Below are 26,992 nucleotides of genomic sequence, written 5' to 3'. Positions count from 1 at the left end.
CATTCCGGGATGCGCGGGCGGCCGCGGGACAAAAGCCGCGTGCCACGCGCCGGTTGTTGCTCATTTGACGAAGCAGCAACCGGCGTTGTGACAGAAAATTTTTTTGCGCCGCGCTGTCACATCCTTCGTCGCCCGAGCGTCAAGCTGAGGAATACCGAACATGACGCGCGCTGAGCCATGACACCGGCACGCAGCCGCTTTTTCACCAAGCACCATCGGGAGGTCGACGCATGACGGAACAGGGAATCGACAAGGCATCCAGTTTCGAGGCCGCGCGCGCCCGTCTGCTGGCACTCGCATACCGGATGCTCGGCAGTCGCGCGGAGGCCGAAGACGTGGTGCAGGACGTCTGGCTCAAATGGCATCTGGCCGATACGCAGGCGGTGCAAACGCCGGTCGCGTGGCTCACCACGCTGACCACGCGCACGGCGATCGATCGTCTGCGGCACGCGCAGCGCGAGCGCGCGTCGCAGGCTACCGGCTGGTTGCCGGAGCCGTGGCTCGACGAGGTCGCACCATCGGCGGAGGAGTTGGCATTGCGCGCGGCCGATATGTCATATGGCGTGATGCTGCTACTCGAACATTTGAAGCCAGACGAACGTGCGGCGTTCGTGCTGCATGAAGCGTTCGAGTGCGATTATGCGGAAATCGCCTCGATTCTCGAGCGTACCCCCGCCACTTGCCGGCAAATGGTTCATCGCGCCAAGGAGCGTCTGAAACGCGCGGGCGCGCCGTTGGAGCGGCCCGATCCAGCGGTGCACGGGCGAATCGTCGAGCGTTTGCGCGCGGCGCTCGAAGCGCAAGATCGGGCGAGCCTGCTGCAGCTCTTCAGCGATACGCCGCAACTGATCAGCGACGTACCTTTGTACGCGCCACCCACTCCGTTCTCCGCAGTCGACCCGGCCTTTCGAGCACATGGGCCGACGCCCAACACCGAAGCGCAACGCGCCCGCGAACCGGGTTCAGGTCCGAAGTGGATGGGCGTGATCACATCGCTCGCGCAACAGGCGAGCCATGCCGAGGTGGTGTCGATGGCAGGTGCTGTGTGTATCGCGCTGTTCTGCGACGGCGACATCGTCGGGTTGATCGACGTGGTGACGGATGGCGTTACAGACCGTTCCGCGAGAATCGTCTCACTACGCATCCTGACCAGCGCCGCGCATTTGCAGGCGGCCAACCAGATGCTGGGCCGTGACGCGGTCAACGACCTGCTTGCCCGCATCAAGGGCCATCCGGAGGTGTCAGTTACGGTGAGCCGCGACTTCCCAGTTGATGTCGACGCATAGCACTTGCGTACCGTGCGACGTGTGTGCGGCGATCGAGGCCGTGACGCACAGGTGCGCTTCGTTGATCGACAGATACGGCGGCGTCAGATGAACCCGGCCCGGTTGACGCATCGCCTGGATGAAGTACGGGCGGCGTTCCCAACTCGCGCCTTCGGAATGCAGCAGCGGGCTGAAGCGCTTTGCTCGTTGCGATGTGCGACCCGGTGGCAGCACGTTGTCGCCGATCTGCCGGCCCGAACCGTCCAGCACAAAGCAGCGCGCCGTTTCTCCGAGCGCGAGCAGTGGTGCGGTCGCCTGCGAGATCGATTCCCCTGCGATCAACTGCGCGGCGGCTGCCTCGAGACCGGTGACATAGGGCGCGAGCCGTGCGGATTGCGCTTTCTCGCGAGCGGCAACGCGTTCGCGCAGCGAGGCCGACAGCGAATCCATCAGGCCAGCGGCAACTTGCGGTTTGACCGGGTCGACGCTCGGGCCCGCGAAAAATGCGCCTTGAACGAAGTCCACGTTGCATTCGAGCGCGATCAGCGCGTCACGCTCGGTGCTCAGACCGCCCATCAGCACCAGTTGTCCGGACTCGTGCAACAGAGAGACGAGGCCCGGCAACACGCGCTCGATGTGCGAGTGTTCACTCGCTTGCGCGAGGATGCAGCGGTCGAGCGTGACGATGTCCGGCCGCAGATTCCACACGCGGTCGATGTTCGAATGCTTGGCGCCGAAGCCGTCCAGTGCGATCAGGAAACCGGACTTGCGCAGCGCATCGACGATCTCTGCGAAGCGCGTGGTCTCGCCGCCAGCCTGTTCGGATACTTCGAGCACCACGCGTTGCGGCGGCAGGCCAAGGGTCTTCAGGCTGGCAAGCAGCGCGTCGCCGTAGCTGGTGTCCATCAGTGCGGCCGGATGCAGGCTGAGGAAGAGCCATTCGTCATGGCTGTCGAACGCGTTGAAGTTGCCGAGGTGCAGCGATTCGGCCAGCCGTCCGAGTTCCAGCAGGTCGCCGCGTCGCGCGGCCTGCGTAAACACTTCGTGCGAGGGCGCTTGCCGCTCATGCTCGTCGTGGACGCGCAGCGACGCGTGATACCCGATCGCTCGCCGGTGCGATACCGAGAAGACCGGCTGAAACACGCTGAAAACGGTGTAGCCGCCATACAGCACGGTACGCCGAGAGCCTTCGTCGCCGGCCATCGGGCGTGGTGGCTGGAAGCCGGGAGGATCGAGTTCGATCATGCTCATCATGTCAGTCGTGTGGAAATGGCGGCGCTTGCAGGGCGAGGCAGGAGTTCGCGCGCCCAGACCAAGAGTTTACAGGATAGACGAGCAAGAACTATGCGCGTGTACGAACAGTGCTTGGGCGTCCACCAGCAATGCTCGGAGGAAATCATTGTGCGCTCGCCGTGGTACGAAGGCGATCTCACGCACTTCGCTGGTGCGGGACGCGCCCTGTTGCAGGTCGGCGGCGCTGTTCAAGGGTGCCACGTGCCGCGCGCTCGGAGTAATGCCCCAAAATCCGTTCGCGCGTGCGCGAGCTTGCGTTGTCCTGGCTCGTGCGGCTCTCAGGTTCGCTCCGAAGGATCGGTCTTTTTCGCGGGCGTGCGGATCTCTGGCGACAACTGCGCGAAGATCCACGACGAACATGCGGTGATGATGCCGACACACAGGAAGGTTGCATGAAACGCGGGCAGCGAATTGGCGGCGGTCACGCGTTGCATGATGCCGGTAAAGGTCGTCAGCAACGCACCGGCCACAGTCACGCCGAGACTCATCGAAAGCATCTGCACGAGCGAAAACAGGCTATTGCCGCTGCTCGCGCCGCCGGTGCCGAGGTCCTTCAGCGTCAACGTGTTCATCGCGGTGAACTGCATCGAATTCGCGCCGCCGAAGATCGCCAGTTGCACGAGCCGCAGCCACAGCGGCTGATTCGTGCTCGTGAGCGCAAAACTCGCCATCATCAGGCCGACCAGAATCGTGTTCGCCATCAGCACGCGTCGGTAGCTGTACTTCAGAATCAGCTTCGTCACGAGACGCTTCGTCGCCATGCCCGCGGCCGCCACGGGCAGCATCATCAGGCCGGCTTCGAATGCGCTATAGCCGAGGCTCACCTGCAACAGCAGCGGAATCAGATAGGGCATCGAGCCGCTGCCGATCCGCGCGAACAGATTGCCGAGCAGCCCGACGCTGAACGTGTGGATCTTGAACAGATCGAGCGGGAAGATCGGCGCGGGCACGCGCACCGCGTGCAAACCATAGGCAACGAAGCACGCCATGCTGAGGATCAGCAGTACGAGCACCGTCGCATGTTGAATGCCGAACTCGGTGCGGCCATCGAGCGCGAACGAAATTGCCACCATGCCCACCACCAGCAGCAGGTAGCCGCCAAGGTCGAATTTGGCCGTGGATTCGTTGCGGCTGTCCGGCATGAAGATGAACGTCGCGACGCAGCCCACGATGCCGACCGGCACGTTGATCAGAAAGATCCAGTGCCACGACGCGATCTTGACGAGCCAGCCGCCGAGCGTCGGGCCGATCAGCGGTCCGATCAGTCCCGGGATCGCCACGAACGACAACGCCGGCAGATACCTCTCCGCCGGAAAGGTGCGCAGCACCGCGAGCCGTCCGACCGGCAGCAGCATCGCCCCGCCCACGCCTTGCAGAATGCGGAACAGCACCAGCTGGTTCAGCGTATGCGCGTTCGCGCACAGCAACGAGCCCACCGCGAACACGAGGATCGCACTGAAGAACACGCGCCGCGTGCCGAGTTTGTCGGCGAGCCAGCCGGACACGGGGATCATCACCGCCATCGTCAGCGAGTAGGCGATCACCACCGATTGCATGCGCAGCGGCAACTCGCCGAGGCTTGTCGCCATCGCGGGCAGCGCGGTGTTGACGATCGTCGAATCGAGCGTCTGCATGAAGAAGCCGGTGGCGACCAGCCACAGCATCACGGTCAGCGAGCGGGGCGAAGGGCCCGAAGGGATGTCGGGGGCGAGGGCGGGCGGAGTCGGCGTCGTGGACATAAAAGGCGGCTGGGCGCGCTCGGTCGGGCGTGGACTCGCTATTCTAGGGAAAAGCGAGTCCCGGCGCAGCGGACGGCGGCGTGTTGCGCACCTGCCGATGCCGCGTCACAGCCCCGCTTCACGCGGTGTTCACGCATCAGGCGGCAACTGCGCCGCCGCATGAAAAAACGCCTGCGCCCGTGGCTCGTTGCCAAACGCCACATGAATCCGGATCCACGGGCTCGCCTCCCGATTCGGCCTGAAGTGTTGTCCAGGCAGCACCGTCACCCCGAGCGGCACGCCGCATTCAACCAGCCGTTCGGCATCCGCAACATGGGGCACGCGCGCCCACACGAACTTGCCGCCTGCTGGCTCTTCGAAAATCTCCCAGCCGGCGTCTTCGAGTGTCTGAACGGTGGAGCCGAGCGCGCCGCGCATCTGGCGGCGCAATCGCTCCAGATATTTGCGATATGCGCCGCGCTCCAGCATCGACACCGCCACCGCCTCGGCAAAGCGCGAGCCGCCGATGCTCGTCAGCATCTTGATGTCGACCAGATCCTTGATGATCGCGTGGTTCGCTACCACGCAGCCGATCCGTAGCGACGACGATAGCGTCTTCGACAATCCGCCGATGTAGATCACCTGTTCGAGCTGGTCGAGGGTGGCGAGGCGGTCGGTAATCTCGGTCTGAAAATCCGCGTAGATGTCGTCTTCGATGATCTGAAAGCCATGCTCACGCGCCATTTGCAGCAAACGGAACGCGACCTGCGGTGCGACCGTGGTGCCGGTCGGGTTGTGGAACACGGTGTTGATGAGCAGCAATCTGGGCCGGTGCAGCTTCAGTTGCGCCTGCATCACGTCGAGGTCGGGACCATTGCCGGTGCGCGGAATGCCGATCAGCTTCATGCCGTGCAGTCGCAACAGGCCGTACAGGTTGTAGTAGCCAGGGTCCTCGACAAAGATCGTGTCACCTGGCTTGAGCATGTAGCGCACCAGCAGATCGAACGCCTGACTCGCGCCATTGGTGATCAGAATCTGCGACGCGTCCGCCTGGATGCCCAACTGGCCAATGCGGCCGCGCAACTGCTCGCGCAAGACCGGGTTGCCGAGCGGCGTCGCGTACTCGACCATGCTCGCAGGATCGGTTCGAGATACGTGGCGGATCGCCTGCGCAATGCCATCGATGTCGCGCCAGCTTTCGGGAATGAAACCGGTGCTGAGCTTCAGCGTCTCACCCGGAAAGTTGAATTGCGCCAGCAAATGGTCCGACTCGACATCGGCCCGGCGAGGGTCTGAAGTGCCCTGGCAGCGCATGTCCGTCGGCTGACGGTCGGCGACGTAGAAGCCGGAGCCGTGGCGCGAGTCGACATAGCCGAGCGACACCAGCCTGTCATATGCCTCGATCACCGGAAAGCGGCTTACGCTGAAGTCGGCGGCGAACTGGCGGATCGACGGTAGCTTCGAGCCGGGATGCGCATTGCGCGAGCGGATCCATGCCGAGACGCCCGCGACGATCTGCTCGGTCAGCGGCACACCATTGTCCCGATCGAGTTCGATTTCGAGTTTCATACTTGCCTTCTTGCGCCGGCTGGCGAACGCGAAAGCTCTTAACCTGGGTCGCGCGAGCCATGCCAACTGTTCGGTTTTTCGACTGAACAGTTCCGATGAAAGTGTTCGGAACTGTGCATGTGATTTCGATCATCGCACGTCAATAATCGGTACAACAGAAAGTTCTTCGAGGAGAACGGCGATGCGAGAAGTTCGAGTTTTCGAGTTGGAACATAGCGAGCCCGTCGCGGCTTGGCAGGTCGCGCGTCCGACGATTTTCAAGGTGATCAGCGGCAACATCTGGCTGACCGTCGAGGGCGAGCATGAGGATCACTGGCTGGCGGCGGGGGAGTCGATCGAGTTGGCGCGAGGATCGGTGGCATGGATCAGCGCGGGGCAGGCGGGGGCGCGTTTCGCGCTGGCGAGCGGCTCGGAGCGCAAGTTGCCCACGCTGCTACTCGGCTGGCCGATGCCGGCCTGGCTGGCGCGTCGGCCTGGCGCGGTCTGAGGCGGGCGAACCGCGGGCCGCCGCGTTGCAAACCCGGCGCGGCACCCATGCAGCCCAGGGGCGGCCCCCAAGCAGCCCCCAAGCAGCCCCTGAGCAGCCCCTAAGCACCCCCTAAGCACCCCCTAAGCACCCCCTAAGCCCCCCCTAAGCCCCCCCTCCCGGCTCGTACTCCCCGATATACCGCGCCCGCGGCCGGATCAACCGGCCGTCGCGCGTTTGCTCCATCGCGTGCGCAATCCATCCGACCACCCGCCCGAGCGCGAACAGCGTGAACGCGGCCCCCGTCGGCAAGCCGAGCACGCGCTCGATCGCCGCCAGCGCGAAGTCCACCGTCGGCTCCGCGCCGGTCGTTTCGCGCACGGCTCGCGCAAGCTGGAGTACCTCGTCGAGCGGCGAGCGGGCCGGCGCACAGTCAGCGAGCATCATCAGCAACAAGCGCGCGCGCGGATCACCGTCCGGATAGAGCGGATGACCGAAGCCCGAGAGCACCGGACCTTGCGCGCCGTGCTCGTGGCGCGCGAGACGGTTCGCCAGATAGCGGTCCAGTTCGGGCGAGCGCGACGCCTCATCGAGCAGCGCGGCGATGCGCACGGTTTCGCCGCCGTGACGCGGCCCGGCGAGCGCCGCGAGCCCGCCCGCGACCGCACCGAACAGATGCGTGCCCGTCGACGTGATGCAGCGGACCGTGAAAGTCGACGCGTTCAGCTCGTGATCCGCGCAGGCGACCAGCGCCGCGCGCAGCAGCCCGCTTTGCTGCCGGCTGCGCACCCGCCAGGCCGTCGCGATCTGCCGATGCAGCGGTTCGTTCGACGGCGCCGCCGGCAGCATCGCGGCAGCAAGCAGCCGCATCACGGCGCACGCGGTGTCGAGCTGCGCATCGCGGCCGAGCGCCCACACCCGCGGCATCTGCGCGGCGGCGGCCGGCAGCAGCACCAGCGCGCGGTCGAGCGGCGTGCTGTCACTCCACAGCTTGAGCCAGGCGGCCCATTGCGCGGGGGCGAGCGGCACGGTGGGCGCATCGGCGATGCGCCGCGCGCCGCATTCCCACAGCAGCGCCGCGACGTCTTCGAGTGACGCGCTGCGCGCGAGCTCGATCGCATCGTGCCCGCGATACAGCAGCCGACCGTCCGCGACCAGCGTGATCGACGATTCGAGCACGGGCACGCCCCAGTCGAGCACCTTCTGCGCGACTTTGCCGGCGCGCTTGCCGTCCGCCTTGCGACGCGCGAGGCGGCGCACCTCGGCGGCATCGTAGAGCCGATGCCTGCCTTGCGCGTCCGGCGACGAGCCGAGCATCCCGCGGCTCACGTAGGCATACAGCGTCGGCAAGCTGACGCCGAGCGTCGCGGCCGCCTCGGCGGCGGTCAGGTAAATCGGGGTTGGCATGATGCGGAAACCGAAGAAATCAATATATATTGATTATCATAATCAAGATTGATTGCGACAAGGCGTAAATTTAGACTCGGTGCACCTGCTTCCAGTCCGCGCGGCCACCGCGCCTCGATGCCATGACGCCCGAACTCGCCCTCAAGCACATCTGGACCCTCGCCGGCTGCGATCCGGTCGCGCTGCACGCCGTGTCGCTCGCCGGCGCGGACCCCGGCTTGCCGTCGGTCTACCGCGTCGGCAGCCTCGCGTCGTCGACCATCGCCGCGACGGGCCTCGCCGCCGCCGAATACTGGCGCTTGCGCAGCGGACGCAGGCAGCAGGTCTCGGTGCAGATGCGTCGAGCGCTGGCGGCGTTTCGCAGCGAACGCTATCTGCGCATCGACGATGGGCCGCCCCCCGCACTGCGCGATCCAGTCACCGGCTTCTACGAAACGGGCGACGGCCGCTGGATTCAGCTGCATACGAATTTCGCGCATCACTTGAAGGGCGTGCTCGAGGTGCTCGGCTGCGACAACGGGCGCGAGTCGGTGGCCGCCGCGATTCGCGGCTGGGAGGGCGCGACGCTCGATCAAACGCTCGCCGACGCGGGCCTGTGCTCGGCGTTGATTCGCACGCCGGACGAATGGGCCGCGCTCGAACAGGCCAAAGCGATCGCGCGCTTGCCGCTGTTCGAGATAGAGCGCATCGGCGACGGGCCGGCCGAGCCGCCGCGCCACGCCGACGCCGACGCTGAACCCGGCATCGACCGCCCGCTCGCGGGTGTGCGGGTGCTCGATCTGTCGCGGATCATCGCCGGGCCGGTGGTCGGCCGTGCGCTCGCGCATCATGGCGCCGACGTGTTGACGATCAACGGACCGCATCTGCCGAACATCGCGCCGCTCGTGATCGACAACGGCCGCGGCAAGCGTTCGGCGCTCGTCGATCTGCGCGACGCGGCTGGCTGCGACACGGTGCGCGGACTCGCGCGCGATGCCGAGGTGTTCCTGCAGGCCTATCGTCCAGGCGCGCTCGCGGCGCGCGGCTTCGGGCCGGGCGAACTGGCGCGGCTGCGGCCCGGCATCGTCTATGTGTCGGTGTGCGCATATGGGCACACGGGGCCGTGGGCGCAGCGACGCGGCTTCGATAGTCTGGTGCAATCGGCGAGCGGCATCGCGTGGACGGAGCGTGCGGCGGCGGGGGCGGCCGAGCCGCGGCATCTGCCGTGTCAGGCGCTCGATCACGCGACCGGCTATCTGGCCGCGTTCGGCGCGATGGTTGCGCTGGCGCGGCGGGCACGCGAGGGCGGCAGCTGGCATGTGAAGGTGTCGCTGGCGCAGACCGGGCGCTGGCTGCAGTCTTTCGGGCTGCTGGCCGATGGGCAGCAGGCGCCCGAGGTGTCGCTCGACGACGTGCGCGATTGCGTCGCGAGCGTGCAATCGGAGTTCGGGCGCGTGCTCGGTGTGCTACCCGCAGAGGAACTGGCGCAGACGCCGGCGTTCTACGCGCTGCCGCCGGCGCGCATCGGCGCGCACGAAGCCCGGTGGACGTAAAGGGGGTAGCAGGGGTGGCGAGCGGAGCGTCGCGGTTAGGACCAAAGCGAGCCCGACCGCCCATCAACCGTGTCGCAGCCTACTTCCGCAACTCCGCCACGAAGTCGTAGTAATCGTTGCGGCAGTATGTATCGGTCAATTCAATGGCCCGCTGATCCGCCGTATAGCCAACGCGGGTGATCAACAGCAACGCCTCGTTCGGCGCGATGCTCATTTGCTGCGCTATCTCGTCGCTCGCGTTCACCGCGCGGAAGTGCTGCAACGCGCGCACGATCGTCAGTCCGCGATTCTCCAGATACGTGTACAGCGAGTCGCCGATTGCCTGCGGATCGGGAATCACCGCGGCCGGGAACGTCGAATTCTCGACCGCCATCACGATGCCGTCGGCGAGCCGCAGCCGCCGCAGCCGCGTGACCGCGGCGGCCGGCGACAGCCCCAGCTGGATCACCTCGTCGCGATTGGCCGGCGAGATTTCTCGCGATAGCCACTTCGAACTCGGCGTGAAGCCGCGCCGCCGCAGCATTTCGCTGAAGCTCGACAGACGCGACAGCGGATCTTCATAGCGCGGCGTGATGAAGCTGCCCGCGCCTTGAGTACGGCGGATCAAACCTTGCTCGACGAGCAGCGCGATCGCCTTGCGCGACGTGATGCGCGACACGCCGAGGGCCTCCGACAGCACGCGCTCCGAGGGCAATGCCTCGCCGGCGTTCCAGCGGTTTTCGTGGATCGCGCTGCCGAGCTTGCGGGCAAGTTGCAGATAGAGCGGTGTGTCGTTTTCCGGGTCCGGGCGCAGGTCGCGCCAGCGGTCTTCCGAGGCAGAGGTCATGGGGCTCACGCAAGATGGGCAAGCGGCAATTTTAAAACATCGGCGCGTCCCGTTATAGCGGGCTTTTGCCTGGCGCGCCGCGGTGAGGCCGCGGAGCCGCTAAACTCGTCGCGATGTTTTTCGTAGCATGCGTTGCGTGATGAGGCAGCGTGCCGTCGCATCGCATCCGGATCGAACCACTTTCGAGGAGTCAGCATGACGAGCGAGATCGCGAGCGTGAGCCTGCCGGGCGGCGAGCGCATTCCGGCGCTGGGGCAGGGCACGTGGGAGATGGGCGAGCAGCGGACCCGACGCGCGGCGGAAATCGATGCGCTGCGTTGCGGCGTCGAACTCGGCATGACGCTGATCGACACCGCCGAAATGTACGGCGACGGCGCGACCGAGTCGCTGCTAGGTGAAGCGCTCGCCGGTTTGCGCGACAAGGTGTTTCTGGTCAGCAAGGTGTATCCGCACAACGCCAGCCGGCGCGGCGTGATCGCCGCGTGCGAGCAGAGCCTGAAGCGTTTGAAGACGGACCGGCTCGATCTGTATCTGCTGCACTGGCCCGGCTCGGTGCCGCTCGCGGAGACCGTCGACGGCTTCGAGGCGTTGCGGCGCGCGGGCAAGATCCGTCACTGGGGCGTGAGCAACTTCGATACCGACGACATGGAAGAACTCGTCGCGACACCGGGAGGCGACGCGTGCGCGACCAATCAGATTCTGTACAACGTGGCGCGGCGCGGGCCGGAGTTCGATCTGCTGCCCTGGCTCGCCGGGCGCGGCATGCCGGCGATGGCGTACAGCCCGGTCGATCATGCGCGGCTGCCCAAACGCTCACCGCTCGACGACATCGCCGACGCGCGCGGCGTCTCCGTGTTTCAGGTGGCGCTCGCGTGGGTGCTGGGCAAGCCCAACGTGTGCGCGATTCCGAAGGCGGCGCGCGTCGAGCATGTGCGCGACAACCATCGCGCGTCGCAACTGGTGCTGGAAGCCGGCGAACTCGCCGCGCTCGACGCGTACTTCAAGCCGCCGCGCGGCAAGCGTGCGCTGGAGATGTTGTAAGCCCTGGCGCGACCGCCGCCCGTTGCGAAGCGGCGGCGCGCGAGGCTCGAAGCGCCGTGAGCGGCGCTCACGCCGCTCGCGCCGACGCGACGCTCAGGTGCAGGGATGGTGCTGATGCACGGAGCCGAGCACGGCGACTTCGGCGGGGGTGTGCTGCAGCGCGTCGTCCGGCACCTGGGCGGCGTCGGCGAGGAAGTCGTCGACGATCGACGACACCGGCACGTCGCGCAGGCATAGCGACACGCGCTGGGTCTCGTTGGCGGGGAGTGTGACGCGTTGGGCGAGGAACAGCACACCGTACTGATAACCGTGGATGATGCCGCGGATCGCGCCGACGCATTGCCCTTGCGCGACGTTGTCGTGGCGCTGTTTGCAGCTCTGGACGAGCGAGTAGGCGGAGAAGCTCGGGTCGACCGGCGGCGCCGCTTGCGACAGGGTTTGCGCCATTGGCTGCGCGGGTGTTTGCGCATTGGCGAGCGATGCGAGGCCCAAGGCGGTAACCATTAGCACGGCGGCTGCCGTGCGGGTCGCGGAGGGGGGGACGCTTCTATGCATGTTGTGGGCCCTCATATCGAACGATGAATCTGATATGAGGCGGTCGTCTCGGATTGGTTCCATAACACTCGCACGCAATGGAGGTTGTGTTCCCGCCGCTGACGGTGCGGTTCGCGCGACGGCGCGCGGCGCGGGTCGCGCACTCTGCGAGCCACTCCGTCAGCGCGCGCCGAAGGCGGGGCGGGCCGCTCCGACCGGCCTCGGGCGGTGACGCCCGACCGGGGGATCGGGACGCCACCGCCGTTGCCAGCGGATAGCGGACAGTATGCCGGGACATGTCGCCGGCGGGTAGGGCGCGGGGGCCCCCTACCTGAGGAAACGGGCCACGCCTAATGCCCGTTCCCGCCACCGTTGCCACTGCCGCCGCTGCCGCCACCCTTGCCTCCGTGACCGCCGCCGAAGCCTCCGCCAAGGCCTCCGCCGAACCCGCCACCGAAGCCACCGCCAAAGCCACCGCCATTCGCACCGCCGAAACCACCGCCAGGTCCACCACCGAAGCCACCACCAGGGCCGCCGCTGGAGCCTCCGCAACCGCAGCCGCCGCTCCCGCTGCCGCCGCTGCTGCCGCCGCTGCCGCCGCTGCCGCCGCTGCTGCCGCCGCTGCCGCCGCTGCCGCCGCCACCGCCACCGCCACCGCCACCACCGCTGCTGCCGCTCCCACTGTTCCCACCGCCGCTGCCACCACCACCGCCACTATTTCCTCCACTGCTATTTCCCTTACCGCCCGTGCCCGCACTCCCACTCCCACTCCCGCTCCCTGAACCCGCCGCCCCGACGCCACCGTTGCCGCTGGCGCCAGCACCGCTATTGCTCGAACCCGCCGCGCCGCCACTACCATTGCCGCTGCCGCCGCCGAGCCGGCCGCAGCCTGGACCGCCGAGCCCGCCGCAGCCGGCCGGTGCGAACACCGACGCGGCATCGTCGGCGGCCGTGGCGGTGCCGGCCTCGGCGCCGGTCGCCGCGGCGTCGTTCTGTGCGAGCAGCAGCGGCACCGACTCGCCGGGCTGCCCCCGCGACGCGTCGGCCAGCACCACCCAGCGAGGGATCACGTCCGCCGACGCCCCGTACGTGGCCTCGCCCGCCAGCGCCGCCACCCCCGCGAGGACCACCGCGCAGCGCATTGCACAGTAGTACTGAGCTAATTTTCTGGTCTTCATCGCGCGTCTCCCGAGCGAAGGACGGTACCTCGCTGCCGCCTTCGCGTGCTGCTCCAGCGGCGGCCGGCCTGTCTGCCTGCGGGTCCTGTCGCACCCCGAGTCCGTGGTGTCGAAGCGGTGCGCGCGTCGCTGCCGTGCAGATCGCGCGAGGTCGCGCCATCGCGTGGTGACGCTCGTCGTGCGGCTATGCGCGGCGTTGCGCGCCCGGTCTGACTTCGATTCTCTGGCCGCTAATTTAGCGATATCCATGCCACGGGTCGCCAAGCCTTGAAGCGACGCGGGCGATATCGGGATGTGCGATGCGCACGCCGGAAAAACGCCCGAAAACGTTGCGGCGATGAAACGCACGCACGCAAAAGCGTGTTCCAGTGCGGGATTCGTTAAATGGGCGGCGTGTTGCCTCACGCCGTGTGGTGCGAATCGATGGGGTTCGAGTCGACGCTAGCTGGCGTTTTCCGACGCGTCGCCGCCGGCACCGCCATTCGTCGGGTCGTCCGCGTTGTCGCGGCGGCGCTCGCTTTGCAGCTCGCGCAGTGTGGCGACCGGAATATGGCAGCGAATCCGGTGCGCGGAACGCGAGTCCGCGGCGCCGCCGGCGTCGAGCAAAGGTGGGTCCTGCTGCTCGCAGATCGCGCCGAGCTTGCGCGGACAGCGCGTGTGAAACACGCAGCCCGAGGGCATCGCGCCGGGCCCGGGCAACTCGCCCGTGAGACGGATGCGCGCACGTCGATGGGCGTCGCTGGACTCGCCGTCGCCCGGTAGCGTCGGCACCGCGGACAGCAGCGCCTCGGTATAGGGATGCTGCGGCCCATCGAACACGGCCGCCGCCGGGCCGATTTCGAGCAATCGGCCGAGATAGAGCACCGCGATGCGATCCGACACGTAGCGCACCACGTGCAGATCGTGCGAGATGAACACGTAGCTGACGCCGCGCTCGCGCTGCAAGTCGGCGAGCAGGTTCAGAATCGCGGCCTGCACCGACACGTCGAGCGACGAAGTCGGCTCGTCGCACACGACGACCCGTGGTTCGCCGGCGAACGCGCGCGCAATCGCGACGCGCTGCTTGAGCCCACCCGATAGCTGACGCGAGCGCGCGTCGAGATAGCGCTCGGGCAACCGCACGGCATCCGTCAGCGCGGCGAGACGTGCGTCGATCTCGGGCCCGCGCAGCGCGGTGAAGCGCGCGAGCGCGCGGCCGATCAGCCGCTTGACCGAATGGGCGCGATTGAGCGCCGAGTCGGGATTCTGGAACACGATCTGCAGCGACTTCAGCTGTTCGTCGCTGCGTCGCGTGACACGCGCGGCGAGCGGCGCGCCGTCGAGTTCGAGCACGGCGCCGGCGTCGGGTGCGAGCAGGCCGAGCATCAGCCGCGCGAGGGTCGTCTTGCCGCTGCCCGATTCGCCGACGAGGCCGAGCGTCTCGCCGCTCGCGAGTTCGAGCGACACGTCGTCGACCGCGCGCAGCGGGGTACCCGACACGTGGAATGTTTTCGCCAGGTTGCGCGCGCGCAGAACTGGCGACGACGGCGCGCCCGGCCGCGCCTCGGGTGATGCGGCCACTGCGGGCGCTGCGCTCGAGGCCGCACGCGGCAACTCGATCGCGCGCTCGTGATAGTGGCAGCGCGCCATCTGATCGCCATGCGCGGCGCCGAGCCGATACGGCGGCGGCGCGTCGCGGCGGCAGCGCTCGTCGGCGAGACGGCAGCGCTCCGCATAGACGCAGCCCTGCGTGACCGAGCCCGGCAGCGGCAGGCCGCCCGCGATCGTATCGAGCCGCTCGCGGTCCTTGCTGCGTCCGGCCGTCGGCAGGCAGCGCAGCAATCCGACCGTGTACGGATGACGTGGCCGTGCGAACACATCCTGGGTCGCGCCTTCCTCGACCAGCTTGCCCGCGTACAGCACGCCGACGCGTTCGCACATGCGGCCGATTACCGCGAGGTTGTGGCTGATGAACAGCACCGCGGTACCCAGTTCCCCGCGCAACTGCGCGACGAGGTCGAGCACTTCCGCCTCGACGGTCGCGTCGAGGCCGGTGGTCGGTTCGTCGAGGATCAGCAGGGCGGGGTTCGACGCCAGTGCCATCGCGATCACGACGCGCTGCTGCATGCCGCCCGACAATTGATGAGGATAGCTGTCCATCACGCGCTCGGGCGTGGCGATGCGCACGCGTTTGAGAATTTCGAGCGTGCGATGCAGCGCTTCGTCACGCGCGACGCCGGCGGCCTCGAATGCTTCGGAAACCTGACGGGCTATCGTCAGCGATGGATTCAGCGCACGCCCCGGGTCCTGGTAGACCATCGAGACGGTAGTCGCGCGCATGCTGCGCAGCGCATCGGCGCCGAGCTTCTGCACGTCCTCACCGGCGATCACGATCTTGCCGGCCTTCACCTTGCCGTTGCGCGGCAGATAGCGCAGCGTCGCCATCGCCACGGTCGACTTGCCGCAGCCCGATTCGCCGACGAGCCCATACGCTTCGCCGCGTCGGACGCGAAACGACACGTCCTGCAGCACTTCGCGATCGCGTCCGCGGATCCGGTAGGTGACCGTCAGGCCGACCACGGTCAGCGCATCGGTGCGATCGCTTTTCGACACGTCGAACGCGGCGAACGAGGAGGGCGGCGCGCCGTTCATCGGTCGAGCACTCCCTGCACGCCGTCGGCGATCAGATTGACGCCGACCACCAGCGAGGCGATCGCGCCGGCCGCGAACACGACGGTCCACCACGCCCCGCCCGCCATCAGCGTGTACGACTCCGACAACGCGAGCCCCCAGTCGGCTGACGGCGGCTGGATGCCGAAGCCGAGAAACGATAGCGTCGCGACCGCAAAGATCGCGTAGCCGAGCCGCACGGTTGCCTCGACGATGATTGGCGGCAAGACGTTCGGCAGGATCTCCACGAACATGATGTACGGCGCACGCTCGCCGCGCAGCTGTGCGGCGGCCACATAGTCGAGATGGCGTTCGGCGAACACGGCGGCGCGCACGGTGCGCGCGGTGATCGGCGTGAACGTGATGCCGATCACGAGAATCACCGTGAAGTTCGACGCACCGACCGCGGCGAGCGCGAGCAGGGCAACGATCACGAGCGGCAGCGCGAGCACTGCGTCGATCAGGCGGCCGATCACGTCGTCGACCCAACCGTCGAAGTAGCCGACCAGCAGACCAAGTGCGGTGCCTGCCGCAGTGCCGAGCAGCGTCGCGAGCGGCGCGATCGTCAGGATGTCGCGCGCGCCGACGATCACGCGCGAGAACACGTCGCGGCCGAGCTGATCGGTGCCGAACCAGTGCGTGCGATCGGGCGGCGTCAGTGAATTGAGCGGATCGGACGCGTACGGATCGAGATGCACGAACCAAGGCCCGGCGATCGCGCAGACGATCCACCACGCGACGATCAGCGCGCCCACGATGAAGGTGGGCGAGCGCAGCAGCAGGACAAGACGCGGGAAGCGCGGTTCGGCGGCCGCGCGCGGCTTGGGGCCACGTGCGCCTGGTGGCGTCGCTGCAGCCGGCGGTGCGGTCGTGTTCATTCAGCAGTCCTCACCCGCAGCCGCGGATTGAGCAGCACGTGCAGCGCATCGGCGGCCAGATTCGCGAGCGTGTAGACGACGCCGATCGTCAGCACGCCGGCTTCGAGCATGGGAAAGTCCTTCGCCTTGGCGGCGTTGTAGATCAGCGAGCCGATGCCCTGGTAGTGGAACAGTGTCTCGACCACCACGAGTCCGCCGATCATGTAGCCGAGTTGGGTGGCGGCGACCGTGATCGTCGGCAGCAGCGCGTTGCGCAGTACGTGCCGCCAGATCACGACGTGGCGCGGCAGGCCTTTGAGAATCGCGGTGCGCGTGTAGTCGGCGTCGAGCGCTTCGACCGTACCCGCGCGCGCCATCCGCGCGATGTAGCCGAAGAAAACGAGGACGAGCGGCAGCACGGGCAGCACGAGATGCCTCAGTTGTTCGAGCACGCCCGCGTCGGGCGGATACGAGGCCTCGATCGGCAGCCAGCGCAGCCATATGCCGAACACGAGAATCAACACGATCGACGACACGAACTCCGGCACCACCGTCGCCGACAAACCGGCAATGCTGATCGTGCGATCGAGCCAGCGCCCCGCATGCATCGCCGACCACACGCCGCCCGCGATGCCGAGCGGCACGACGACGATGAACGCGAGCAAGCCGAGCTTTGCCGAATGCACGAGCGCATCGGCGATGAACGGCCCGACCGGCTCGCGGTACGCGTACGACAGCCCCATGTTGCCGCGCACGAAATGCGTGATCCAGTCGATGTACTGAGTGAGCAACGGGCGGTCGGCGCCGAGTTGATGATCGAGGGCGGCGACCGCGCGCGCATCGGCGAGCGGCCCGAGGACCGCGCGGCCGATGTCGCCGGGCAACAACTGGCCGCCGGCGAACACGATCAACGACAGCAGCCACAACGTGATCAGCGAGAGACCCGCGCGCGTCGCCAGAAACCGCGCGACACGGCCCGCGTTGCCGTTGGCCGTGCGCGGCGAACGGGATGTGTTCGATGCGGGAGAGGGCGCCGGAGCCGACATCGTGAGTTCTCCTGCAAAAGTGAGGCAGAGCGCGCGATGTTTACGCGCTCAACGTCGCGCGATCGAAATAGAGTTGCGCGAGCGCCGTGAAGCGCACGCCATTCACGCCCTTGCGCATCGCGATCAGCTGATCGTAGAAGAACGGGATGATCAGCGGCGTTTCGTCGAGCAACAGTGTCTGGATCTGCCCGGAGAGTTTTCTTTGGGTGGCGAGATCGATCGCCGCGACGAATTGCGCGACCAGCTGATCGTATTGCGGATTCTTGAAGTGCGCGGCGTTCCACGTGCCGTTGCTCGTCAGCGGCGCATTGAGGAACACGTTCGGCACGCCACGATGGCCGTAGTCGGTGATGCCGAGCGGTGAGTCGAGCCAATCGGATTTGCCCGGCGTGCCCGCGCCGTAGTAGAGCGATTGGCTCTCGACCTTCAGATTGATGCGCACGCCGATCGCCTTGGCGGCGTTCTGCACGACGACGGCAAGGTCGGGAATCTCCATGTATTTTTCGGTGGTCAGCGTGACGTCGAAGCCGTTCGGCACGCCCGCCTGGGCGAGCAACTGCTTCGCCTTCGCGACGTCGATATTGCGTTGCGGCACGCCCGCATCCGACGATGGAAACACCGGCGCGAACGGGCTATCGTTGCCGAGTTGTGCGCGGCCCTTGAAGAGGCCGCGCACGAGCACGTCGCGATCGAGCGATAACGCCAGCGCCTGGCGCACGCGCTTGTCCTTGAAAAGCGGACTGTCGTTGCGCATGTGAATCTGCCGATGCGCGCTCGACTTCACGCCGACCGCTTTGTACTCCGGATTGTTCAGGATCGCCGCGCCACCCTGCACGGTGAAGGTGCCCATCACGTCGGCCTGATGGCCTTGCAAGGCGAGCAATTGCGCCTGTTCGTCGGCATAGAACGAAAACTGTACGCGTTGCGGTAACGCTTTGTCGCCCCAGTAGTCGGGGTTGCGCACGAACGACGCGCCGACCTTCGGCTGATACTTTTCGAGCTTGAACGGACCGGTGCCGATGAAACTCTTTTCGTAATTGCCCGCGAAGTTCGCGGGCAGGATCACCGCGTTGTAATTATCCGAAGAAACGTAGTACGGGAAATTGCCGATCGGCGCATCGAGATGAAACTCCACCGTGTGTTCGTCGACGACCTTCGCGCCGCCTTTCGATAGCACGCCTTTTAAAACCGATAGCGCGGCCGAGCCGCTCGCGGGATCGGCGAGACGGTCGAAGGTGGCGACCACGTCCTTTGCGCCGAAGCTCTGGCCGTCGTGGAATTTGACGTTGGGCCGCAGCTTGAAGGTCCAGACGTCGCCCTTGTCGTTCGGTTTCCACGATAACGCGAGTGCCGGCTTCAGCATCAGCTTCTCGCCGTCGTCGTCGATCAGGAATTCGCCGGTCTGATTCAGCAGCGCGAGACTCGCGGCGTCGGTCACGGTCAGCGGATCGACGGCGCCCGCTGGCGTCAAATGGGCGACGCGGATCGTCTGGTTCGATGCTGCCGGAGCGCCCTGTGCCTGAGCATGCGGCGTGCCGAGCAGGCCGCCACTCGCGAGCGAAAGACCGATCACGCTTGCATAGCGCAGCAGATCGCGGCGCGTGATGCGGCCGGCGAGGAACTCGTCGAGGGCGTGGTTGCCGTAGGCGTCGGCGGTGAGGCGGGCTGCGTCCAATGCGTCAGGTGCGAGAAATCGGTCCGCTGGCGTTTTCATCGATGGCGTGTCCAATCCGTTCTGTTGCTGGTTCGGAGGCGTCGCGCGAGCCGCGCGACGGCGCGAGGGGCAGCGCGCTTTCCGATGGGCCGCGCGAGGTGGTGAGTCCGCGATCGTGAAAGCGCAACGCAGTGCAGAGCGGTCTCAGTGTAAGCGATTGCTCGCAGCTATGGCGCGCCGGCGGCACGCCGCGCTGTCCGATCGGCCGATAAATGACGCGCGGTGTGTCGTCGTCACAACGGTTACCGGACGCGTGCCTCGGATATCCGGCCGCGATCGCGGACGAATTGGCGGAACCGGGCGAGGCGAGATGCGTCTTCGAATTCCTCAAGGTAGAACTCTTAAAGAAATCTGTGGTGTAGATCAGTCTCTCCCTAGACCAGGCCGAGCAAGAGAAAGCTGACGTCTTCGGCGGCCTCATCGGCCATTCGACACAGGCGACCTGATCTTGAATGAGCCCGATCTGCATCGAGGTGCCATGCGACCGGAATGTCAGTTTCGAACCGCTGCTGATTCTCAAACATGATCGACGCTTCACACGCGTCCATGCCAGGATCAACCAACGTCCGAGGAAGACACCGGGCTACAAAACACCAGCACGGACGGTTCGTGCAACCTGCTTCATCCACCGGTTGAATTCGCCCGCACTGATAGGGCACCGCACAGGGCTGACCGCAGGAAGTACTGACAATCCGCGTCAATCCAGGCGTGCGTGGTTTGCAGGAAGTTCCAAGCGATATTTCTGGGGGAGGTTCAAGTTTCTCCGCGACTGACTCTTGTACTCCCAGGATAGTTCACCGGGATCTCAACGCCAGAACTATTCCGGACATTCCTTAACAGCCACCTTGGGTGGTTGCCCTGCCTCATTTCCCGGCCAAACGTCGTTTTCGTTCCAGTCCTAATGGGAAGTGGATCGGTCCAGTTTCGGTTTCCGGGGCACTTATTAAGAATGAACGTAGATGAATCCGGCGGCAACCGGTTCACGATTTTCCATCCATATGCTGGCCAGCTGGGCCGGCGCGCCCACTCCGAAAGAAAGGAATATTACTGTGAGTACGAGTTCAGTGAAGCTGGCCGTCATCGACGGCAGCACGATCAAGAAGACGGTCGAATTGCGCGACTCCGCGCAAGGCGCACCCGTTCATATCCACGCCTTCAAGGGTGGCAAATTCATTCTGGCCCACAACGATACTGGCCATGCTCCTCAAAACATTACCGTGCGTCGTTCCGGCAAGAACCTTCTAGTCAGCCTGGAGGGGACGGAGCTCGACCAACCGCAACTGATCATCGAAGACTTTTACGGCAATGAAGGTGAACTGATCGGCTTGGGCGAAGACGGTGCGTATCACGAATATATCGCTGCAGACGGCGAGAATGACCATGAAGCCGCGTTCCTTGTGGACGGCACCGACTCGCCTCTGGTTCTGGGCGCGCAGCAACTGAACGGGTTCAGCGCGAATGCCGCAGCTGCGCCTGGTATGGGCTTGGCCGGTCTCGGTATTTTTGGGCTGGGCGCGCTTGCAGCGTTGGGCGCAGGGATTGCAGCCGCCAGCGGCGGTAAGAGTGGCGGCTCAGAGGGCGTAGTTCCGACTGAAGATGCGCAGACGCCACCGGGTGAGCGAGACGATGCGGATGCTGACGCCGACGCGGATGCGGATGGCGATGCTGATGCCGATGCCGATGCCGATGCCGATGCCGATGCCGATGCCGATGCCGATGCCGATGCCGATGCGGATGCGGATGCGGATGCGGATGCGGATGCGGATGCGGATGCGGATGCGGATGCTGATGCTGATGCTGATGCGGATGCGGATGCGGATGCGGATGCGGATGCGGATGCAGATGGGGATGCGGATGCGGATGCCGATGCCGACGCGGACGCTGACGCTGACGCTGATGCGGATGCGGACGCCGATGCCGACGCGGACGCGGACGCTGATGCCGATGCGGATGCGGATGCCGATGCCGATGCCGATGCCGATGCTGATGCGGATGCGGATGCGGATGCTGACGCTGACGCTGACGCTGACGCTGACGCCGATGCGGATGCGGATGCTGACGCCGATGCGGATGCCGATGCGGATGCGGATGCGGATGCCGATGCGGATGCCGATGCGGATGCGGATGCGGATGCCGATGCCGACGCTGACGCCGATGCGGATGCCGATGCGGATGCGGATGCGGATGCGGATGCCGATGCCGACGCGGACGCGGACGCGGACGCGGACGCGGACGCTGATGCGGATGCGGATGCTGACGCTGACGCTGACGCTGACGCTGACGCTGACGCCGATGCGGATGCCGATGCGGATGCGGATGCGGATGCTGACGCTGACGCTGACGCTGACGCGGATGCGGATGCCGATGCCGATGCCGATGCCGATGCGGATGCGGATGCGGATGCGGATGCGGACGCTGATGCTGACGCGGACGCGGACGCTGACGCTGACGCCGATGCGGATGCCGATGCGGATGCGGATGCGGATGCTGATGCGGATGCTGACGCTGATGCTGATGCCGATGCCGATGCCGATGCCGATGCCGATGCCGATGCCGATGCGGATGCGGATGCGGATGCGGATGCGGATGTGCCGGACGCGCCGACGCTCGACGAAGTGATTGACCACGTGGGTCCGATCCAGGGTCCGGTGGGCAATGGCGAGGGCACGAACGACCCGCAGCCGACGCTGGTGGGCAAGGGTGAGCCGGGCGACACGGTCATCGTGATCGACAACGGCACGCCGATTGGCGAGACGACGGTGGACGAGGATGGCAACTGGAGCTTCACGCCGGAGACGCCGCTGGACGACGGCCCGCATGAGATCACGCTGGTGCAGCGCGATCCGGTGGGCAACGAAAGTGATCCGTCGGATCCGTGGGTCGTGGTCGTGAAGACGACGCCGCCGGACACGCCGTCGTTGGACGAAGTGATTGATCACGTGGGTCCGGTTCAGGGTCCGGTGGGCAATGGCGAGGGCACGAACGACCCGCAGCCGACGCTGGTGGGCAAGGGTGAGCCGGGCGACACGGTCATCGTGATCGACAACGGCACGCCGATTGGCGAGACGACGGTGGACGAGGATGGCAACTGGAGCTTCACGCCGGAGACGCCGCTGGACGACGGCCCGCATGAGATCACGCTGGTGCAGCGCGATCCGGTGGGCAACGAAAGTGATCCGTCGGATCCGTGGGTCGTGGTCGTGAAGACGACGCCGCCGGACACGCCGTCGTTGGACGAAGTGATTGATCACGTGGGTCCGGTTCAGGGTCCGGTGGGCAATGGCGAGGGCACGAACGACCCGCAGCCGACGCTGGTGGGCAAGGGTGAGCCGGGCGACACGGTCATCGTGATCGACAACGGCACGCCGATTGGCGAGACGACGGTGGACGAGGATGGCAACTGGAGCTTCACGCCGGAGACGCCGCTGGACGACGGCCCGCATGAGATCACGCTGGTGCAGCGCGATCCTGTGGGCAACGAAAGTGATCCGTCGGATCCGTGGGTCGTGGTCGTGAAGACGACGCCGCCGGACACGCCGTCGTTGGACGAAGTGATTGATCACGTGGGTCCGGTTCAGGGTCCGGTGGGCAATGGCGAGGGCACGAACGACCCGCAGCCGACGCTGGTGGGCAAGGGTGAGCCGGGCGACACGGTCATCGTGATCGACAACGGCACGCCGATTGGCGAGACGACGGTGGACGAGGATGGCAACTGGAGCTTCACGCCGGAGACGCCGCTGGACGACGGCTCGCATGAGATCACGCTGGTGCAGCGCGATCCGGTGGGCAACGAAAGTGATCCGTCGGATCCGTGGATCGTGATCGTGAAGACGACGCCGCCGGACACGCCGACGCTGGACGAAATCTTTGACCACGTGGGTCCGGTTCAGGGTCCGGTGGGCAATGGCGAGGGCACGAACGACCCGCAGCCGACGCTGGTGGGCAAGGGTGAACCGGGCGACACGGTCATCGTGATCGACAACGGCACGCCGATTGGCGAGACGACGGTGGACGAGGATGGCAACTGGAGCTTCACGCCGGAGACGCCGCTGGACGACGGCCCGCATGAGATCACGCTGGTGCAGCGCGATCCTGTGGGCAACGAAAGTGATCCGTCGGATCCGTGGATCGTGATCGTGAAGACGACTGCGCCGGACACGCCGTCGCTGGACGAAGTGATTGATCACGTGGGTCCGGTTCAGGGTCCGGTGGGCAATGGCGAGGGCACGAACGACCCGCAGCCGACGCTGGTGGGCAAGGGTGAACCGGGCGACACGGTCATCGTGATCGACAACGGCACGCCGATTGGCGAGACGACGGTGGACGAGGAGGGCAACTGGAGCTTCACGCCGGAGACGCCGCTGGACGACGGCCCGCATGAGATCACGCTGGTGCAGCGCGATCCTGTGGGCAACGACAGCAAGCCGTCGGATCCGTGGGTCGTGATCGTGAAGACGACGCCGCCAGACGCACCGGTGATCACTGCGGTGATTGACGATCAAGGGCCGGTGACGGGGCCGATCGCCAAGGGTTCGACGACGGATGATTCACAGCCGGAAATCCGGGGCACGGCGGAGCCGGGCAGCACGGTGACGATTTTTGATGGTGGTGAGGTGCTGGGACAGACGAAGGCTGATGACAATGGCAACTGGAGCTTCACGCCGGAAACGCCCCTGGCCGAAGGGCAACATAGCCTGACGGCTGTGGCGACGAACGCGGTGGGCACCAGTGAACCGAGCGGGCAGTTCGGGTTTTCGATGTTACTGCCTGGCCACCATGAGGTGGATTTCCGGACATCCACCGGCTCTGACCAACTGAATTCTTTCGAATCAGTAATTGACCGTCATGAGATAAAAAGGGTGGGTGGTGTACTACGTGTAGGCATAAATGCCACAAAGGATTTCTACAATCAGAATCAGCCGGCGACGTCATTGCTCCACTTCAATCTTGGAGACCATGTTTCGGTCGCTGGGAGGCCGATTGGGTTTTCGCTTGATTTCGATGGGATCGATCCGAAATATCACTATGTTGTGAAGGTTAGTGCCACCGACATGAACGGAAAGGCTGGGGTTTATAGTGTTGTCGCTGTCTTCAACTTGAATAATAAAGGTGCAAATCATATTGAATTTATGTTGCCGGAAGGCTGGAGGTTGGGAAATATTGAGATTTACTTCGATAACGCATCGCCTGGTTTCGATATCACGGCTGGTTCTTACTACACTGCTGAATATCAGCCCATCACCAGCCTGATGTCTGATGTCTTTGTTGACGAGGTCGCGGTTTCCGAGATTCAGGACACCGAGGATTCGTCTGATACAGATGCAATGGCACATGCAAATGCAGATGTTCCTGCTGACAGTGGCGTTGACGATGAGAAGCCGAGCGATTCAGATTCGGCACCCGATAGTGACGAACAGTCAGTAGGCGCGACCTTGGCTGAAGGCCCAGAGACGGTGCTTGATCTTCAGGGCATTGAGTATTCCACCCATGAGGATGGTGATATTCATACTGAAGATGGAGTAGACGTGTTGACGCTGACGGGTTCAGGGTTGGTGCTGGATCTTGCGAACGTTGAAGAGAAGCTGTCGTCGATCGAAGTCTTCGACATCACCGGCACGGGCAACAACACGCTCAAGCTTTCGCTGGGCGATGTGCTCGAACTGGGAGCCGAGGACCTGTTCATTGCCGATGGCCATACGCAGTTGATGGTCAAGGGCGATGCGAGCGACAAGGTCGAACTCTCCGATCTATTGCCGGACGGAGAGGACCTTGGCGACTGGGTGCAGGAGTCTGGCACTACGACCGTGGGTGGCGTCGAGTATGACGTCTTCTACCACGCGGGTCTGAATGCCGAACTGCTGGTACAGCATGGTGTCGAGACGGTGCTGAACAACCACTGACCTCAGCGCGGTCCGCGGCGCATGACCTGCGTCGCGGACCCTGGAATTGACCAATCATTTGACCCGGTCCCCTGAACCGCATCGAGCGTTTTGGGGAGCCGTTTTGGTGAACTAACATGACTTTCAATAAAACCTTGAAGCGTGCGCTAGCAGGCGCATTGCTCGTGATGGGCAGCGTCTTGCCCGCCGTCGCACAGCAAACTTTCTCTAACCAGCCGTCGCTGGCTACCCAGGCTGGCGCACCCGGTGCCGGACCGATGACCGGCGCCGGCACACAGCCTGGCAAGGTATTCGGCCAGACTTATGCGCCGGTTAAACAGATCGGCCCGCAGCAGGCGCAGATCGTCTATTACCGTGACGCTTCTGCGGGTGCGGGCCGTTCAGCTGCCGCTGACGTCTATGTTGATGGCGACCTGCAGACCGCGTTGCTGCCTAACGGCTATAGCGTCTTCTGCGTGAAGCCGGGCGAACACACGCTGGGTGCGTACACCCACGATGCACCGCTGTACAAAGGCAAGACCGCTGGTGGATCCCGCGCTGAACTGAAGGGCGGCATGACCTACTTCGTCAAGGTCGCGCCGGCTGGCAGCAATGGTGCACCGGTGGTGGTGCCGCGCAACGAAGCCGAAACCCAGCTGCAAGGCATGCGCGCGCAAATGCACGTGCTTTCCCGTGCACCGGCAGTTCAGGCGTGTGACTATCCGTCAGTCCCCGTGGTACAACCTGTCGCGGCGGCACAACCTGCGTTGATAAAAAACTACACCCTTAAGGGCGACACGCTGTTCGCTTTCGGCAGGTCTGGCAGTCGGGACATGACCGGCAAAGGACGGGAGCAGATTTCGCACCTTGCCGAGCAGATTCTCGCGGAGAACGGATCGCTGGAAGCCGTCACGGTGATTGGCCATGCGGACCTGATCGGCTCGGATGCAGCGGCGCAGAAACTTGGCGAGCAGCGTGCGATGACGGTTCGCCAGATGCTGATTGAGCGGGGTGTTCCGACGTTGAAGATTGCAGCTGAAAGCGCGGGCAATTCCGATCCTGTGGTTACGGAGTGCAGCGGCACCATGCAGCAGAAGATTGCCTGCAACGAGCCTAATCGCCGCGTGGTGGTACGTGTGAACCTGTCCCATCCGACCTGATGGCAAGGCGCGCTCGGGCTTCTGTGGCTCGCGACCTTGCTGAATCGGTGGGGTCGCGTTTCCACTCAGAAGCAAGTGCGAAGTCAACTCAAAGGCGGCTTGAGGCGCGTTCAGCAAATCAAGGCGCAAGCGAGCGACAGTAAGGCTTCGTGAATACGAGCGTAGCGTTCGTAGCGGATATTCAAGCATCCGAATGAGCGAAGCTATTGAATCTAACGCGCGACGGGCCGAATTTCGCGATTGCGTTCCCGGACACCTGCGTTCTGCCACCCGGCGAGCCGTCGCCAGCCGCCGGTGCCCGAACCGTAACCCATCTCTTGCGGTAGCAGATCTCACACAATGCTTTGGCACAGCACGAACACAATTCGCGCAAGTATGGCGCGGTTGGATGTCGGATTGGGCCCCGCATGCTGTCGATTGGGCATTGCTTCCCGTCAGGTAAAACCTAACAGGAAGTTAAAAGTAAGCCACAAAATTAACAGTCAGAAAACTTAACTTCGCAACATGTTCTTATCGTTAATCTGTCTTTCGCCACAGACAAACAAAACGACAAGGGCTTCAAATACGGAGTTGTGAATGACCAAAAAACCAGCGATTCCTGCAATCAATGTATTGCTCGCCTATGCGGCGCTGCAAGGCAGTGACAAGGAGTTCTTTAACAGGATGCTCAATGAGTTCACATTTGCGTCCCCATTTCACAAACGAGAGTTCATCGAGCAGTGGCGACGGGAACTCGTGTCCGCGGGCGCGGCACTGATTGTGCCGATACATGATGGCCGCCCCAGAAGGTGAAATTAAGGGGGAGCCAGTTTTTCGATTACAGGGTCGAATCTTTGCAAATGCATGGTTCGCCAAATG

At 65.0% G+C, this 26,992-nt stretch carries 19 protein-coding genes; 7 read left to right on the top strand and 12 right to left on the bottom strand.

Features of this window, described 5'->3' with window-relative positions; translation table 11 throughout:
* Positions 1–230 precede the first annotated feature (230 nt).
* Positions 231–1,286 (top strand): sigma-70 family RNA polymerase sigma factor, encoded by a 1,056-nt coding sequence (locus tag L0U84_RS16070; protein ID WP_233851085.1) that lies wholly within the window; start codon positions 231–233, stop codon positions 1,284–1,286.
* On the opposite strand, the gene L0U84_RS16065 is transcribed toward L0U84_RS16070, so the two are convergent.
* The 3 genes from L0U84_RS16065 to L0U84_RS16055 all read right to left on the bottom strand — a co-directional run bounded on the left by L0U84_RS16065 (position 1,242) and on the right by L0U84_RS16055 (position 5,845).
* On the bottom strand, positions 1,242–2,516 hold the full coding sequence (locus tag L0U84_RS16065) for an EAL domain-containing protein (RefSeq protein WP_233851083.1): 1,275 nt from the start codon (positions 2,514–2,516) through the stop codon (positions 1,242–1,244). The two genes, L0U84_RS16070 and L0U84_RS16065, sit on opposite strands and share 45 nt — an antisense overlap.
* A 320-nt stretch (positions 2,517–2,836) precedes the next feature.
* Complete coding sequence (gene mdtD / locus L0U84_RS16060) at positions 2,837–4,297, bottom strand: multidrug transporter subunit MdtD (protein WP_267939641.1); 1,461 nt, start codon at positions 4,295–4,297, stop codon at positions 2,837–2,839.
* 129 nt (positions 4,298–4,426) lie between these two features.
* Entirely contained in the window at positions 4,427–5,845 is a 1,419-nt protein-coding gene (locus tag L0U84_RS16055) for an aminotransferase-like domain-containing protein (protein WP_233851081.1), read from the bottom strand.
* 181 nt (positions 5,846–6,026) lie between these two features.
* Between L0U84_RS16055 and L0U84_RS16050 the strand changes: the two genes are divergently transcribed.
* On the top strand, positions 6,027–6,332 hold the full coding sequence (locus L0U84_RS16050) for a DUF2917 domain-containing protein (RefSeq protein WP_233851080.1): 306 nt from the start codon (positions 6,027–6,029) through the stop codon (positions 6,330–6,332).
* Positions 6,333–6,476: 144 nt separating this feature from the next.
* Here L0U84_RS16050 and L0U84_RS16045 read toward each other — a convergent pair whose 3' ends face one another.
* Positions 6,477–7,718, bottom strand: coding sequence for a citrate/2-methylcitrate synthase (locus tag L0U84_RS16045; protein ID WP_233851079.1), 1,242 nt, complete (start codon positions 7,716–7,718; stop codon positions 6,477–6,479).
* A 122-nt stretch (positions 7,719–7,840) separates the two neighbouring features.
* Between L0U84_RS16045 and L0U84_RS16040 the strand changes: the two genes are divergently transcribed.
* Positions 7,841–9,250, top strand: a complete 1,410-nt coding sequence (locus tag L0U84_RS16040; protein WP_233851078.1) for a CoA transferase — start codon at positions 7,841–7,843, stop codon at positions 9,248–9,250.
* 79 nt (positions 9,251–9,329) lie between these two features.
* On the opposite strand, the gene L0U84_RS16035 is transcribed toward L0U84_RS16040, so the two are convergent.
* The gene (locus tag L0U84_RS16035) at positions 9,330–10,076 is read right to left on the bottom strand and encodes a GntR family transcriptional regulator (protein WP_013090333.1); all 747 of its coding nucleotides are present in this window, start codon (positions 10,074–10,076) and stop codon (positions 9,330–9,332) included.
* Between the two features lie 195 nt (positions 10,077–10,271).
* On the opposite strand from L0U84_RS16035, the gene L0U84_RS16030 reads away from it, so the two are divergent.
* Positions 10,272–11,117, top strand: coding sequence for an aldo/keto reductase (locus tag L0U84_RS16030; RefSeq protein WP_233851077.1), 846 nt, complete (start codon positions 10,272–10,274; stop codon positions 11,115–11,117).
* 93 nt (positions 11,118–11,210) lie between these two features.
* Here the strand turns inward: L0U84_RS16030 and L0U84_RS16025 are convergent, their stop codons facing one another.
* From L0U84_RS16025 to L0U84_RS15995, 7 genes are all read right to left on the bottom strand, one after another.
* Positions 11,211–11,672 (bottom strand): Rap1a/Tai family immunity protein, encoded by a 462-nt coding sequence (locus L0U84_RS16025; RefSeq protein ID WP_233851076.1) that lies wholly within the window; start codon positions 11,670–11,672, stop codon positions 11,211–11,213.
* Positions 11,673–12,001: 329 nt separating this feature from the next.
* Positions 12,002–12,829 (bottom strand): hypothetical protein, encoded by an 828-nt coding sequence (locus L0U84_RS16020; protein WP_233851075.1) that lies wholly within the window; start codon positions 12,827–12,829, stop codon positions 12,002–12,004.
* Between the two features lie 441 nt (positions 12,830–13,270).
* A complete protein-coding gene (locus tag L0U84_RS16015) occupies positions 13,271–15,460 on the bottom strand; it encodes an ABC transporter ATP-binding protein (protein ID WP_233851074.1) in 2,190 nt (729 codons plus the stop codon).
* A complete protein-coding gene (locus L0U84_RS16010; protein WP_233851073.1) occupies positions 15,457–16,356 on the bottom strand; it encodes an ABC transporter permease in 900 nt (299 codons plus the stop codon). Before L0U84_RS16010 ends, L0U84_RS16015 begins: the two co-directional genes overlap by 4 nt.
* The gene (locus L0U84_RS16005) at positions 16,353–17,381 is read right to left on the bottom strand and encodes an ABC transporter permease (RefSeq protein ID WP_233851071.1); all 1,029 of its coding nucleotides are present in this window, start codon (positions 17,379–17,381) and stop codon (positions 16,353–16,355) included. The genes L0U84_RS16010 and L0U84_RS16005 overlap by 4 nt, the downstream gene beginning before the upstream one ends.
* A gap of 40 nt (positions 17,382–17,421) precedes the next feature.
* Positions 17,422–19,095, bottom strand: a complete 1,674-nt coding sequence (locus L0U84_RS16000; RefSeq protein ID WP_233851069.1) for an ABC transporter substrate-binding protein — start codon at positions 19,093–19,095, stop codon at positions 17,422–17,424.
* Complete coding sequence (locus L0U84_RS15995; RefSeq protein ID WP_233852084.1) at positions 19,061–19,615, bottom strand: hypothetical protein; 555 nt, start codon at positions 19,613–19,615, stop codon at positions 19,061–19,063. The genes L0U84_RS16000 and L0U84_RS15995 overlap by 35 nt, the downstream gene beginning before the upstream one ends.
* Positions 19,616–20,054: 439 nt before the next feature.
* On the opposite strand from L0U84_RS15995, the gene L0U84_RS15990 reads away from it, so the two are divergent.
* The 3 genes from L0U84_RS15990 (at position 20,055) to L0U84_RS15980 (ending at position 26,926) form a co-directional block, all read left to right on the top strand.
* Entirely contained in the window at positions 20,055–24,995 is a 4,941-nt protein-coding gene (locus L0U84_RS15990) for an Ig-like domain-containing protein (protein ID WP_233851068.1), read from the top strand.
* A 116-nt stretch (positions 24,996–25,111) separates the two neighbouring features.
* On the top strand, positions 25,112–26,134 hold the full coding sequence (locus tag L0U84_RS15985) for an OmpA family protein (protein ID WP_233851067.1): 1,023 nt from the start codon (positions 25,112–25,114) through the stop codon (positions 26,132–26,134).
* 576 nt (positions 26,135–26,710) lie between these two features.
* Positions 26,711–26,926 (top strand): hypothetical protein, encoded by a 216-nt coding sequence (locus L0U84_RS15980; protein WP_233851066.1) that lies wholly within the window; start codon positions 26,711–26,713, stop codon positions 26,924–26,926.
* Positions 26,927–26,992 lie beyond the last annotated feature (66 nt).

Source organism: Paraburkholderia sp. HD33-4 (genome assembly GCF_021390635.1).
Classification (GTDB): Bacteria; Pseudomonadota; Gammaproteobacteria; order Burkholderiales; family Burkholderiaceae; genus Paraburkholderia.
The sequence above is the reverse complement of the archived record's forward strand: the minus strand, read 5'-3'. Positions and strand labels throughout refer to the sequence as shown.